Annotated in this window: 11 protein-coding genes; 3 read left to right on the top strand and 8 right to left on the bottom strand. The window is 71.4% G+C overall.

The genetic code is table 11. The features are described from left to right. Nucleotides 1–18 precede the first annotated feature (18 nt). Complete coding sequence (locus tag F4562_RS22985; protein WP_184541205.1) at nt 19–546, top strand: cysteine dioxygenase; 528 nt, start codon at nt 19–21, stop codon at nt 544–546. Between the two features lie 183 nt (nt 547–729). On the opposite strand, the gene F4562_RS22980 is transcribed toward F4562_RS22985, so the two are convergent. Both F4562_RS22980 and F4562_RS22975 read right to left on the bottom strand, forming a co-directional pair. Further along, nucleotides 730–1,761: a glycerophosphodiester phosphodiesterase gene (locus F4562_RS22980; RefSeq protein WP_184541206.1), complete on the bottom strand. Its 1,032-nt coding sequence runs from the start codon at nt 1,759–1,761 to the stop codon at nt 730–732. A 225-nt stretch (nt 1,762–1,986) separates the two neighbouring features. Then, nucleotides 1,987–3,180, bottom strand: a complete 1,194-nt coding sequence (locus tag F4562_RS22975) for a CynX/NimT family MFS transporter (protein WP_311733968.1) — start codon at nt 3,178–3,180, stop codon at nt 1,987–1,989. A 132-nt stretch (nt 3,181–3,312) separates the two neighbouring features. Here F4562_RS22975 and F4562_RS22970 point away from each other — a divergent pair, with 132 nt between their 5' ends. Further along, nucleotides 3,313–4,302 carry a LacI family DNA-binding transcriptional regulator gene (locus F4562_RS22970; protein WP_375782467.1) on the top strand — a complete coding sequence of 330 codons (990 nt, stop codon included), beginning with the start codon at nt 3,313–3,315 and terminating at the stop codon, nt 4,300–4,302. A 219-nt stretch (nt 4,303–4,521) separates the two neighbouring features. Here F4562_RS22970 and F4562_RS22965 read toward each other — a convergent pair whose 3' ends face one another. Further along, on the bottom strand, nt 4,522–6,621 hold the full coding sequence (locus F4562_RS22965) for a hypothetical protein (RefSeq protein ID WP_184541208.1): 2,100 nt from the start codon (nt 6,619–6,621) through the stop codon (nt 4,522–4,524). Between the two features lie 100 nt (nt 6,622–6,721). Next, on the bottom strand, nt 6,722–7,933 hold the full coding sequence (locus F4562_RS22960) for an MFS transporter (protein WP_184541209.1): 1,212 nt from the start codon (nt 7,931–7,933) through the stop codon (nt 6,722–6,724). Nucleotides 7,934–7,998: 65 nt separating this feature from the next. Here F4562_RS22960 and F4562_RS22955 point away from each other — a divergent pair, with 65 nt between their 5' ends. Then, nucleotides 7,999–8,991 carry a helix-turn-helix domain-containing protein gene (locus tag F4562_RS22955; protein WP_184541210.1) on the top strand — a complete coding sequence of 331 codons (993 nt, stop codon included), beginning with the start codon at nt 7,999–8,001 and terminating at the stop codon, nt 8,989–8,991. 26 nt (nt 8,992–9,017) lie between these two features. Here the strand turns inward: F4562_RS22955 and F4562_RS22950 are convergent, their stop codons facing one another. From F4562_RS22950 to F4562_RS22935, 4 genes are all read right to left on the bottom strand, one after another. Then, complete coding sequence (locus tag F4562_RS22950; RefSeq protein ID WP_184541211.1) at nt 9,018–9,572, bottom strand: hypothetical protein; 555 nt, start codon at nt 9,570–9,572, stop codon at nt 9,018–9,020. A 235-nt stretch (nt 9,573–9,807) separates the two neighbouring features. Then, a complete protein-coding gene (locus F4562_RS22945) occupies nt 9,808–10,734 on the bottom strand; it encodes a carbohydrate ABC transporter permease (protein ID WP_184541212.1) in 927 nt (308 codons plus the stop codon). Next, nucleotides 10,731–11,609, bottom strand: coding sequence for a carbohydrate ABC transporter permease (locus F4562_RS22940; protein WP_184541213.1), 879 nt, complete (start codon nt 11,607–11,609; stop codon nt 10,731–10,733). Before F4562_RS22940 ends, F4562_RS22945 begins: the two co-directional genes overlap by 4 nt. 65 nt (nt 11,610–11,674) lie before the next feature. Then, the gene (locus F4562_RS22935; RefSeq protein WP_184541214.1) at nt 11,675–12,979 is read right to left on the bottom strand and encodes an extracellular solute-binding protein; all 1,305 of its coding nucleotides are present in this window, start codon (nt 12,977–12,979) and stop codon (nt 11,675–11,677) included. Between the last annotated feature and the right edge of the window lie 312 nt (nt 12,980–13,291).

The following is a 13,291-nucleotide window of genomic DNA, read 5'->3' as shown; positions in this document are numbered from 1 at the left end:
CCCCGGCGGAGCGACCGCATGAGCTACGAGGCCCTGCCCGCCCGTGCCCTCGACCGGCGCGAACTGCTCGACCTGGTCAACGAACTGGCCGCCGACCCGTCCCGCTGGCAGCACGAGGTCGCCTTCCCCGAGGAGGGCGGGCGCCACTACGCCTCCCTCTACCGCGACTCGCACGTGGACATCTGGCTGCTGTGCTGGCGTCCCGAGGACGACACCGGCTGGCACGACCACGACATCTCCTCCGGCGCGGTCCGCGTGGTGGCCGGCGCGCTCCTGGAGTGCAACCCCCGCATCGGCGGCGAGCACCTGGAGACCGTGGTCTCCGCGGGTGAGTCCTTCTCCTTCGGCCCCGACCACATCCACCGGCTGACCGGCGCCGTACACGGCAGCGTCTCGATCCACGCCTACTCGCCGCCGTTGTGGCGCCTGGGCCAGTACTCCATCAGCGACAGCGGCGTGATGCGCCGCGTCTCGGTCAGCTACGCCGACGAGCTACGCCCGCTGGACGACATGGAGCCGGCCGGGCGGATGGCGGAGGTCGCCTGACCCCGCGACTCCGGCACCGCTCCCCCTCCACCCGTGTCCGGCGAGAACCCACGGCCGGGGTGGAGGGGGAAAGCCGGTCGCGGACGGAGGAGGAGGGCGGCCGGCCCGACCGCGGGCGGAGAGAGCGGAGGCTGACCGCGGGCGGAGGGAGCGGAGGCCGACCGCGGGCGGAGGGAGCGGTGGTCAGCCGACCCGGTCGCGGACGACCCGCGCCATGCCCGGATCGTCGGCGAAGACGCCGTCCAGGCCGAGCCGGTAGAGCTTCTCCAGCCAGCCCATCACATCCCCCGTGGCGCGTGGGAACGCCGGGCTGGCCGGGTCACCGAGCCGGAAGTCCACCGGAAGCTGGGAGTTCTCGTTCCTGATGGTCCAGGCGTGGACCATCAGCCCCGCCCGGTGCGCGTCCCGGATGAGCGTGGTGGGCGGCAGCAGGCTCCCGTCGGGGCCGGTCGGCACGACGCGGCGGGTGTCGACGCCGATGCCGTCCGCGTACTCCGCCACCTCGCGCAACCCCTCGGGGGTGACCATGGTGTCGTAGGTACGCGGGTCCCCGGCGGCCGTCCAGTCGTGGGGTGCTCCGGCGGCGGCGACCAGCTGGATCAGCGGCAGCTCGGTCCTCTTCCGCAGCTCGCGCAGGTTGGCGGTCTCGAACGACTGGATGAAGACCGGGTCGTGGTGCCCGCTCCAGCCGTGCCGGGCGAGCACCTCCAGCAGCGGTTCCTCCAGGGGGAGCCCGGCGGAGCGGAAGTAGCCGGGATGCTTGGTCTCCGGGTAGACCCCCACGCCGTGCCGCCGGGCCAGCCGCACGACCTCGTCGAAGGTGGGGATCTCCGCCAGCCCGTCGAAGGCCGTGTTGCCCGGACGCAGGCCGGGAACCCGCTCGCGGGCCCTGAGCGTCTTCAGCTCGGCGAGCGTGAAATCCTCGGTGAACCAGCCGGTGACCGGGCGGCCGTCAACGGTCTTGGTCGTGCGGCGGCCGGCGAACTCGGGACGGCTCGCGACGTCGGTGGTGTCGGAGATCTCGTTCTCGTGCCTGGCGACCAGCACGTGGTCCCCGGTTGCGACCAGGTCGGGCTCGATGTAGTCGGCGCCGAGCGCGATGGCGGCCTCGTACGAGAGCAGGGTGTGCTCGGGCCGGTGCGCGCTGGCGCCGCGGTGGCCGATCACGATGGGGACGCGGGGTCCGGTGGCCTCGGATTCGGGTTGGTGCAGCACAACGGTGACGGTACCGGTCGCCGCCGGTCATGGGCATCGCAGGGATCGCGGGCATCGCGGGCATCAGAGGCATCGCGGGCATCACAAGCATCAGAGGCATCGCGGGCGTCACCACCGGAAGGCCGTCCACACCCGGCGGGCCACCGGAAGCCTGCCCACGCCCGGCGGCCCGGTGGGAGTCCGTGTGCCATCGGAAGGCCGTCCGTGCCCCGCGGGCCGGCGCGCTCAGCGTGACGGCAGCGGGTCCTCCGCGGGACGCGTCACACCGACGGCGAGCCCGGGGCGGCCGGCGAGGAACCCGGCGACCAGCTGGAGCCCGCACGCCCCGAGGGCGACCAGCAGCGGGAGCGTCCAGTCGCCCGAGAGCTCGTGGAGCGCGCCGATCAGGAACGGGCCGAGCGCGGCCAGCACGTACCCGACGGACTGCGCGACGGCCGACAACGCGGTCACCGAGACCGGGTCCGGGGCCCGGAGCGTGATGATGAGCAGGGCCAGCGCGATCGAGGCGCCCTGGCCCAGCCCGAGCACGACCATCCACAGCCAGGGGAGGGTCGCCGGGGCGACGAGGACCCCGGCGTACCCGGCGGCGGTGAGCACGGTCGCGGCCGTGACGTACGACACCTGCGACCGCGACCGGCCGGCGAGCACCGGAACGGTGAGGGTCGCGGCCACCTGGGACAGGTTGGTCAGGCTCAGCAGGTAACCGGCCTGGTCCGCCGGGAGCCCGGCGTCCCTGAAGATCGTCGGCAGCCAGGCCAGCACGATGTAGAAGGTCAGCGACTGCAACCCCATGAAAACGGTGACGTACCAGGTGACGCGGCTGCGCAGCAGCGCCGCGAACGGCCGCGGCGCGTCCTGCGGTCGTTCCGGACGGCGCAGGGCCTGGGGCAGCCAGAGCGCCGCCGCCGCCAGCGCCGGGATCGCGGCCATCGCGGTCACCTCACGCCAGCCGTACCCGGTGGCACGCTCCAGCGGGACCATCAGCCCGGACGCCGCGGCGGCACCCACCACGAGCCCGGAGACGTACACCGCGGTGAAGAACCCGACCCGGGCGGGGAAGTGCTGTTTCACCACCCCGGGCATCACCACGTTCATGACGGCGATGGCCGCACCGGCGACGGCGGCGCCCGCGTACAGGGCGGGCACACCGCCCGCACTGCGCAGCGCCACCCCGGCGGCCAGGAGGATCAACCCCGCCAGAAGCGTGCGGTCCAGGCCGAAACGGCGCGCCAGCAGCGGGGCGAGCGGGCCGAGCACCCCCAGGCAGACCACCATGACCGTGGTGATCGCTCCTCCACCGGCGGCGCTCAGCCCGAGGTCCTCCATGATCTCGCCGAGCACGGGAGAGACGCCGGCCAGCGCGGGCCGCAGGTTGAGCGCGGCGAGCACGAACCCCGCGACGAGCAGAACACGTGACACCCTGGGTCCCCGATCAGACATTGCCCAACCCTCCCATATCCCGCCCCGGGCTCCTCGACGAGACCGCCGGAAACAGCCCTCCACCCGGATGACAACGTTGTCGGCGAGCCGGACTTGGGCCATCATCGGGCCGTGACAGACAGCGGGCGGGGACGCCCCACCATGAAGGACGTCGCGGCCGAGGCCGGGGTGGCGCTCAAGACCGTCTCCCGGGTCGTGAACGGTGAGGCGGGAGTCGCCCCGGCCATGGCCGAGCGGGTCGAGGCCGTCATCGAGCGGCTGGGCTACCGGCGCAACGAGAGCGCCCGGGTGCTCCGCCGCGGCCGGACCGCGAGCATCGGCCTGGTGATCGAGGACGTGGCCGACCCGTTCTACTCCGGGCTCAACCGGGCCGTCGAGGACGTGGCACTCCGGCACGGCTCGCTGGTGCTGAGCGGGTCCTCGGGTGAGGACCCGCGGCGCGAACGGGAGTTGGTCCTCACCTTCTGTGCCCGCCGGGTCGACGGGCTGATCATCGTGCCCGCCGGGTCCGACCACTCCTACCTGAGGTCCGAGCTGGACGCGGGCATCGCCGCCGTCTTCGCCGACCGGCCGGGTGGCCTGGACGTCGACACCGTGCTCTGCGACAACTCCGGCGGGGCCCGCGCGGGCGTGGCCCACCTCGTCGGGCACGGCCACCGCCGCATCGCCTTCATCGGCGACGACCCGTCCATCTACACCGCCGCCGAGCGGCTGGCCGGCTACCGCCGTGCCCTGGGGGAGGCCGGCCTGCCCTACGACGGATCGCTGGTCGCCACCGGCCCCGCCGCGCAGGCGGGGCCGGTGCTGACCCGGATGCTCTCCGGGGACGACCCGCCCACGGCGGTGTTCGCCGGCAACGGCCGGATCACCGTGGCCGTGTTGCGCACCGGGCACCGCCCGGCCCTGGTGGGTTTCGACGACTTCGAACTGGCCGACCTGCTGGTACCCGGGGTGACCGTGGTCGCCCAGGACCCGGTCCGGCTCGGCGCGACGGCGGCCGAACTGTTGTTCCGCCGCCTCGCGGGCGACCGGGGCACGCCGGAGCGGGTCGAGCTGCCCACCCGCCTCATCCCCCGCGGTTCCGGCGAACTCCCCCCGTGACCGCCCCGCCGGATCGAGGTGGGGCACCGCGCCATGAGATACCGCACCGTGTGGCGGATCCCGCCCGGTCAGGTGGACCGGGCGGGATCCGGCGTCCTGCTTCACACCTGCTCGGGCCGTTCTGTGGGAAGCGGCCCGAGCAGGGGCCCCGGTCGGAGATGCCCGATCAAAGGCACCCGATCAAAGGCCCTCGGTGGGAGATACCCGATCGGAGACGCCTCAGGTGCAGGTGACGCTGTAGGAGACGCGCTCCGACACCGCTGTGTTGGGGGTGAGGACCTGCAGGTAACCGGTCACCTTCCCGCTGGTCTTGACCGCCCGCCAGTCCTTCCACTCCACCGTCTTGGTGAGCGGCCCCCCCGAGGGGAAGGTGACCTTCTGGGTCGGGCTGGAGGTGGCGTCGTCGAACCGCCAGACGTACTCGACCGGCTCGGAGATCGGCGCCGACACCGTGATCGTCGCGGTGGCCTTCAGGTCCACCGGGCACTGGCCGGTGTAGTCGGCCGGCGTGATCGCGGGGTTCGTCACCGACAGGATCCTGCCACCGGGGTTCGGCACTGGCGGCTTCCCGTCGCAGGTCAGTGAGTACTCACCCGGCTCCCCCTTCACCTGCGCCGGAGAGTCGACCTCCAGCCACAGCTTGGCGGACTTGCTCCGGGAGGCACTCCACTGGTGGGAGGCCTGCTGGGTTCCCGGCCCGCTGAACGTCAGCTTCTCCTCGTGCCAGTAACCGCCGTCGTCCCACCGCCACCGGTAGGACACGGTGAGCGGGTAGGTCATGCCCTTCGGTGCGGTGACCATCGCCCGGGCGGTGAGCCAGTAGGGGTTCTGGGCGGTGCACGGGCCCGGCTTGTCGCCCTCCATGGTGATCTCCGCCTGTGACACGGCGATCCGGTCGGGCTCGGCCGCCTTGCAGGTGATCGACCAGTCGATCGGCGCCGACTCCTTCCAGTGGCCGTAGTCACCGGCCGCCACCGCGGAGAAGGCGGTCGTGCCGGTGGAGGTCGCGGTCACCGGCCAGTCCCTGGTGAAGGTCTTGCTTCCCGAGATCACCTCAGACTGGGTGGACGCATCGGGAGACTTCCACTTGTAATAGACCAGCGCGGAACCACCGGTCACGGTGATCGTGGCCGTGGTCCGCACGGTCACGGGGCAGGGCCCGGTGTACGGCTGGGCGGGCGAGGCCACCTTCGCCTCGGAGAAGGTGATCTTCACGCACGTGATCGCGAACTTTGCCGGCTTGCTCTTCACGCTTCCCGGTGAGGTGATCTGGACCTGCGCCGATCCGCCGGTGACCTTCGCGGGGTCGGCGACCGGCCAGGTGAGCGTGATGTTCCGCGTGAGGTCGCCGTCCTTGAGGTCCACCTCGCCGGGGACCACCGTGCCGTCGCTGCGGATCCACCGGTAGGCGACCTTCGTCGCCTTGGACGCCGAGACGGTCGCGGTGAAGGCGAACTCCAGCGGCCTGGCGCACTCTCCTTGGTATTCCGCCTGGTTCACCCAGGGGTCCGACACCGTCGCGGTGGCCGGAGGAGGCGTCGGGGTGGTCGGCGGCGCGCAGGTCACCCGGTAGGGGGCCTTGCCCGAGGTGCTCAGGACCTTGCCGTCCGGGCCCAGGATCTCGATCCACCGCGTGCCCGACTGGCCGGCCAGGAAGGTACGGCTCGACGTGACCGTACGCCGGGTGGCGTCCTTGGCCGAGAACCAGAGCCGTTCGGTGCCGAGCGCGCCGCCGTCGCTGTCCACCCAGCGGTAGGAGACGGCCGCGGGGACCCGCGACACCCGGATCGTCCCGGTGAACTTCAGACTCTGGCCCGAGACCGGGCAGGTCCCGGAGAAGTCGCTCGCCGCCACCTCCGCCGAGGCCTTCGGGGGCGCCGGTTCCGGCTTGGGCCGCACGACGACGCCACCATCACCCGGGGCACCGTCACAGGTGACCGAGAAGTAGGCGCGCTTGGAGGTCAGCTTCCTGGGGCTGAGCACCTGCACCGCCTGCCAGCCCCGCGCGCTGCCGGCGAGGGTCCTGCGCTCCCGCACCGTGACGTTCGCCCCGGCCCGGACGGTCTTGACCGCCCCCTTGGTGCCGTCGCTGCGGATCCACCGGTAGGTCAGCCGGGTCGCACCCTTGACCGAGACGCTCGCGGAGAACGTCGTGGAGGCCGGGCACGACCCCGTGTAGCGGGCGGGTGACGCCTTGACGGCGGCGACCCTGACCACGGGGGCCGCCGCCTGCGCAGGACCGACGAGCACACCCGCCGAAAGGGAGAGGGTGGCGGCCGCCGTCAGCGCGGCCCTCCACCACGGTTTCGATATCTTCACGCCATACTCCGGTTAATCGAGTTATAAGCGTGCATATTGTGTCTTGAGCAACTTGGGGATAACTTGAAAATTTTTGGGGCGCTCTGGTCGACGCCCCGCCTCATCCCCGCAGATGGCCGCGGAGGGCCAGGGAGCACGCGACGGCCGCGACGCCCGCGAGGGCGACGGCGGTGTGCGGGGCGGTCAGCTCGGCGGCACCGCCCACCAGCGCGGCGCCCAGTCCCTGCGCGGTCATGCTTCCCGCCCCCAGCAGGCCGAAGCCCTGGCCCGCCACCCGCTCGGGCACCGCCTCGACGAACCGGCGCTGCAGGCCGAGCGCGTAGCAGCCGCCCGCCGCCGCGGCGAGCAGAATGATCAGCGAGGCCCCCCACACCCCGGGCCGCAGGACGAACGCCGGCAGCGGGACGCCCGCCAGGACGGCGAGCGGTGCGGCCAGCCGCTCCCGCAGCGCGGGCCGGGCGAACCGGCCGAGGGCGAAGTTGCCGGCCGCCATGCCCGCGGACGCGGCGGCGAGCGCGATCCCGGCGGCGCCGCCGAGGTAGGGGATGAGCATCGCCTCGGCGCCGGTGACGAACGAGATCGGCAGCCACTGGGCGAGCAGCAGGCCGCGCACCCTCGGATCCGCCAGCAGGAGCCGGTTGACCCGCAGCGTCTCCCGCACGGCCCCGCGTGGCCCCCCGGTGGCGCCGGGAACCGTGCCCACGCTCCGGAGGGACCGGAGAGAGAGGTCGGGCAGCCCGAGACGGAGCAGCGCGGCGGACATCGCGGCCAGCGCGGCGGTGGCGGCCAGCGCCCCGGCCGGGCCCACGACGGCGATGACGCCCGCCCCCGCCGCCAGCCCGGCGACCTGCGCACCGGCCGACGTGACCGACATCGCCGACCTGGCCAGCACGAACGCGTCCCCCGGCAGCAGGCCGGGCAGCAGGGCGGTGCGCGCCGCTCCGAAGACGGGGGAGAGCAGTCCGGTGCCGAGGACCAGCACGAGCATCGCCCAGAGCGGCAGCCCGGTGAAGGCCATCAGCAGGCAGGTCACCACCCTGAGCAGCTCTCCGGCGATCATCAACGCGCGGGGCCGGACCCGGTCCGCCAGCGAGAGCAGGAACGTCCCGCCGACGATGTACGGCACGAAGCCCAGTGTGTAGGTCGCCGCGGACAGCCCCGGCGACCCGGTTCGCGCGTACACCAGGGCCGACAGGGCCAGCATCTTGACCTGGTCACCGCTCACCAGGAGCGTGAAGCTCCCGAACAGCACCCGGAACTCCCGGCTGGCGAAGACCTCCGCGTAGGTCGCGCCGCGCTCTTGCGTCGTCATGGAGACGATGGTCGGGAGGCCGGGAAACGGCGTCTAATCTTTCGGACATATCCGAAAGGCAGCTGATGGTGTATCGCATCGAGGTCAGCCCGCAGGACATCGTGGCCAGCAGGTTCGCCATCTCCCCGCTCATCGTGACCCATCACGCACTGTGGATCCTGTCCGGCCGCAAGAACGCGGGGGTCTGGCGTTCCTGGGTGGAGCGGATGCGCAAGCCGTACCTGAACCTGCTGGCCCGTCACCCGGGGCTGGTCGCCACGGTGGCGCTGTTCCGCGAGAGGCACTACAACGTCGACTTCTGTGCCCCGCCGCCGAACGGGGTGAACACACCGTTCGAGGCGGAGCTGGCGGTGGTGCGGGCCACCCCGGCGGAGCAGGCGCACGAGGAGATCACCCGGAACCTGGCCGGCATCACGCCCCGGCCCCCGGCGGCCGTCATGGAGGTGCTCTTCTCCCCCGGCGTGGTGGCGTCGTTCGCCGACGCGCTCCAGGCGACCTGGGACGAGATCGTCGCCCCCGCCTGGCCGCACTTCCACGCGCTCCTAGAGCGGGACGTGGTCCAGCGGGCGGGCCGGCTGGCCACCTACGGCTGGGCCGCGGCGCTCGACGACCTCGACCCGAAGGTCCGGTGGGATCCGGACGGCACCATCGAGGTGGAGGGCTCCGGCCCCGACCGGACGCACCGGCTCGGCGGACGGGGCCTGCTCTTCGTGCCGACCGTGTTCCCCACCGGGCTCGGCTCCCATCTGGAGGAGCGCTGGCCTTACGCGATCAGTTACCCGGCGCGAGGCACCGGGGTCCCGTACCGGGCACCGGACGGCCTGGCGGGGCTGATCGGACGCACCCGGGCCCGTCTCCTGCTCGAACTGGCGGTTCCCGCGACGACCACGCAACTCGCCGCGCTGCTCGGCCTGGGCCTGGGCACGGTCGGCGGCCACCTCGGCGCCCTGCGCCGGGCGGGCCTGGTGACCGGCGACCGCACCGGCCGGAGCGTCCTCTACCACCGCACCGCGCTGGGCGACTCCCTGGCCGGAGCGTCGGGCACCGGCGGCCCCTGACGAACACCGGCGACCGGGGACACCGTTCAGGAGGCGCCGCGGTATCCGGCGGCGCGCAGCCGGGCGGCGATGCCGTTCAGGCCGCACGGGTCGTTCCAGCGGGAGGCGGGGTTGATCTCCTCCTGGCCACCGATCACCTTCAGGCCCGTGCCGAGGAGCACGCCCTGCGGGTGGGGCTCGTAGAGCGGCGTCCCGGACGGGAGGCGGGCCCGGTCCCTGACGACGGGCCATCGGGAGGAGTCGGGGGAGACGAACAGCAGGACCCGCGTGCCCGCGGGTATCGCCCGCCGGAAGTCGGCCACCGTGGTGAACGGGGTCTGGTTCTTCCACACCCCGCCCTGGAAGAACTTCACGTGGACCGGCCCGGCGGCGTGCCGCCCCTTGAACCGCTCGGTGACCCGCACCGGCATCAGCACGTAGTGCGTGCGGTCGCCGGGAACGCCCTCCTCCAGAACCGGCCCCGCCCTGAAGTCCTCGACGGTTCCGGCGACGACCAGCGGGGTCTTCGCCGCGAGCTCCTCCGGCGAGTCGAGGGGGTCGTAGTCGAAGCCGCCCTGGATGAGGGTGCGGTCCGGCCTCACGTCCGGGACCGGCGCACACCCCGGCCCCGGACCCGGACCCGCCCCTGCCGGGGAGGGAACCGGGGCCGGGGCCGCCGGCACGGACACCGGCGACGGGGACGCCGGGGTCCGCGCCTTCTCCGGTGCGTCCGCGACGCCGCCCGTGGTCGCGGACGCACCGCAGGCGGTCAGCGTGAGCAGGAGCGGGGGGACGAGTAATCGCATGATCGTCGGACGCGGCCGGGTCCTCCGCGGTTCACCCCTTGAGCGCTCCGGCCATGAGACCGCGCATGAAGAACCGGCCGAGCAGGACATAGATGATCATCGTGGGGATGGAGGCGAGCAGCGCCGCGGCCATCTGCTGGCTGTACGGGACGGTCTGCGCTCCGGCGATGTTGTTGAGCATGACCGTGGTGGGCCAGCTTTGCGGACCGGTGAGGAAGACGGCGAAGAGGAAGTCGTTCCAGAGTGAGGTGAACTGCCAGATGACCACCACCGCGAAGGCGGGCCCGGAGACCGGCAGGACCACCGACCGGTAGGTCCGCAGCATCCCCGCGCCGTCCACCCTGGCGGCCTCGATGAGCTCGTCCGGGATGGTGACGTAGTAGTTACGGAAGATCAGTGTGCAGATCGGGATGCCGTAGACCACATGGGCGAGGAGCAGCCCGGGGATCGCGCCGTAGAAGACCCCCGACGCCCCGGTGAGGTCGCGGGTGATCTCGTTGAGCTCCACCAGGAGCTGCACCAGCGGGATCATCACCCCCTGGTACGGGATGAACATGCCGAACAGGAACAGCGTGAACAGCACGTCCGCCCCGGGGAAGCGCCACTTCGACAGCACGTAGCCGTTCATCGAACCCAGCGCCGCCGAGATCAGCGATCCGGGCACGGCCAGCAGCACGCTGTTCCAGATGCCCGGCGCGAGTTTCTCCCAGGCCACCCGCCACGGCTCGAACGTCCAGACCTCCGGCAGCGCCCAGGCCCGGCTCGGGTCGGCCTCGGTCAGCGGCTTGAAGCTGGTGACCAGGAGAACGTAGATCGGGATGAGGAAGACCACCAGGAAGACGAGCAGCACCGTCAGCCGCAGACCGCGCGACAGGCGGGCCCGCCGCCTGGCGCGCGCGCCGGGGTCGGCGGCCCGGACGGGACCGGGTGCCGGCGGAGTCTTCGTGGCCGTCGTCATGAGCGCCTCTCCCTGCGAAGGGTCCACACCAGGTAGGGGATGACGAACACGCTGACCGCGAGCACGATGTAGGAGGCGATGGTGGCTCCCTTGGCCGGGTCGTGCGAGTCGAAGACCGCGACCCACATGAACACGGCGGGCACGTCAGTGATGATCTGCTTGCCGGAGACGGCGACGATCAGGTCGAACACCTTCAGCGAGATGTGACCGAGGATGATCAGCGCGGACAGGGTCACCGGACGCAGCAGCGGGAGCACGATGTGCCGGTAGACCCCCCACTCGGTGCAGCCGTCGACCCGCGCCGCCTCACGGAGCTCCTCCGGGACCCCGCGGAAGCCCGCCAGGAACAGCGCCATCACATACCCCGACATCTGCCATATGGCCGGGACGGCCATGGCCGCCATCCCCCAGTCGGGGTCGCGGAACCACCCCCACTGGAACGACCCCAGCCCGAGACCGTCGAGGAGCCGGTTCAGCCCGACCGCCCGCTCCCCCTGGGCGGAGTTCATCAGCCACCGCCAGACGACCCCGGTCGCCACGAAGGAGATCGCCATCGGGAACAGGTAGATCGCCCGGAAGGTCCCCTCGCCCCTGATCCCCTTCTCCATCAGCAGCGCCAGCAGCCAGCCCAGCAGCAGCGCGCCGAAGACGAAGACGACGGTGAAGACGATCGCGTGGTCGACGGAGATGCCCCAGCGTTTCTGGTCCCACAGCGTGACGAAGTTCTCCAGGCCCACGAAGCTTCCCTCGGACACCTCGTCGTGTTTGTCGGTCATGGCCAGCCGGAAGTTCCAGCCGAGCATGCCGTACACGAAGACCGCGATCGCGATGATCGACGGTGTGACCAGCAGCAGCCCCGGCAGCCATCTGCGCATCCGTGTCACGGACACCCCTTCTTCTGCTGGTACGGCCCGCGGATGGCGCGGGCCGTACCGAAAGGTCACTGTCCGGAGCTCTTGGCGGCCTCGGCCAGCGACGACTGGAGCGCGGCCACGTCCTTGTCCGCGTGGAAGATGCCGACCGCCTCGTTGATCGCGGCGCGCCAGGCGTCGTTCGCGACCACGCCGTGCTGGATGGACCCGGCGAGCTTGTCACTGCCCCAGTCCTTCAGGGCGTCGGCGAGGTAGTCGGTGTAGAGGCCGCTGTCGGCGTCCTTGCGAGCCGGGATGGAGCCCTTCTTCGGGTTGAAGGCGTCCTGGCCCTCCTTGCTGGCGGCCACCTTCAGCCAGGCCACCGCCCCGTCACGGTTCGGCGCACCCTTGGGCAGGGTGAAGCTGTCCGACAGCCACATGAAGGTGCCGCCGGTGCCGGGCGAAGGCGCCCAGTCGAAGTCGGTCTTGGACGTCTTGCCCAGGCCGCCGTCCGGGGGGTTGTGGAAGTAGCCGTAGGCCCAGTCGCCCATGATGTTGAACGCCGCCTGGCCGTCGGCCACCTGCTTGGCCGCGGGCTGCCAGTCGTCGGCCGGGTCTCCGGCGTAGGACAGGATGGTCTTGAAGTCGTTGAGCGCCTTGGTCATCGCCGGGCCCGACCAGTCGGAGCCGGCGGTCCACAGCCGGTTGTAGGCGTCGGTGCCGAGCGAGCCGAGCAGCACGCTCTCCAGCAGGTGGACCATGGTCCACTCGGAGCCGATGGAGAGCGGGATCTTTCCGGCCTTCTTCACCTTCTCCAGCGCGGCGACGAACTCCTCGATCGTCGCGGGCACCTCGGTGACGCCCGCCTCCTTGAGCACGGCGGGGTTGAACCACATGACGTTGGAGCGGTGGATGTTGACCGGGACGGAGTAGATCTGACCCTGCACGCTGATCTGGTCGATCAGCTGCTGCGGGAAGACGTCCCTCAGTTTGAGCTCGTCGTAGAGGAAGTTGACCGGCTCCAGGTCACCCGCCTTGATGTATCCCTGCAACTCGGCACCGGCGTGGCCCTGGAAGGTGTCCGGCGGCGTGTCGGCCTGGAGCTTGGTGGCGAGCAGGGCACGCGCCTTGTCACCGGATCCGCCCGCCACGGCCGCGTCGAAGAACTCAAGCCCGGTGTTCTGCTTCTCGAAGATCTCTCTCATGGCCTTGAGCCCGTCGGCCTCACCCGGGCCGGTCCACCAGGAGAAGACCTCGACCTTCTTCCGCGCGTCCGCCTGCGGGCTCTGCGGGGCACCGCCACCGCCGCCGTCACCGCCACCACCACCGCAGGCGCTCAGCGTGAGCAGGCCCGCCATGGTGACCGCGACGGCCGCCATCCACTGTCGTCGCATAGCTTCCCGTCCCTTCAGGATCGAGGTTGCCCAGATCTCCCCCGGGAAATGACAACGTTGTCAAGAGGTAATAAAGCCACTTCACACTAATCATCGTCAAGATTGCCCGGATAACGTCTCCGTATCCTAAAATTTTCCTACTTAAATGCTATTTTCATTGCGTCCGATAATGAGGCCGTCCGACCTGCGGAAAAGAGGCGCCGCCCGCCCGGCGTGACGAGAGAATGCGCGTTTTCACCATCATCGTCACCCCGGCACCGCGTGGCCGTGGGTTCTGCCACCGCGCGACCATGCCCCTGCCACCGCATGACC

This window comes from Streptosporangium becharense, from assembly GCF_014204985.1.
GTDB classification, from domain to species: Bacteria; Actinomycetota; Actinomycetes; order Streptosporangiales; family Streptosporangiaceae; genus Streptosporangium; species Streptosporangium becharense.
Note: the sequence above shows the minus strand (reverse complement) of the source record. Positions and strands in the feature narration are given on the sequence as shown.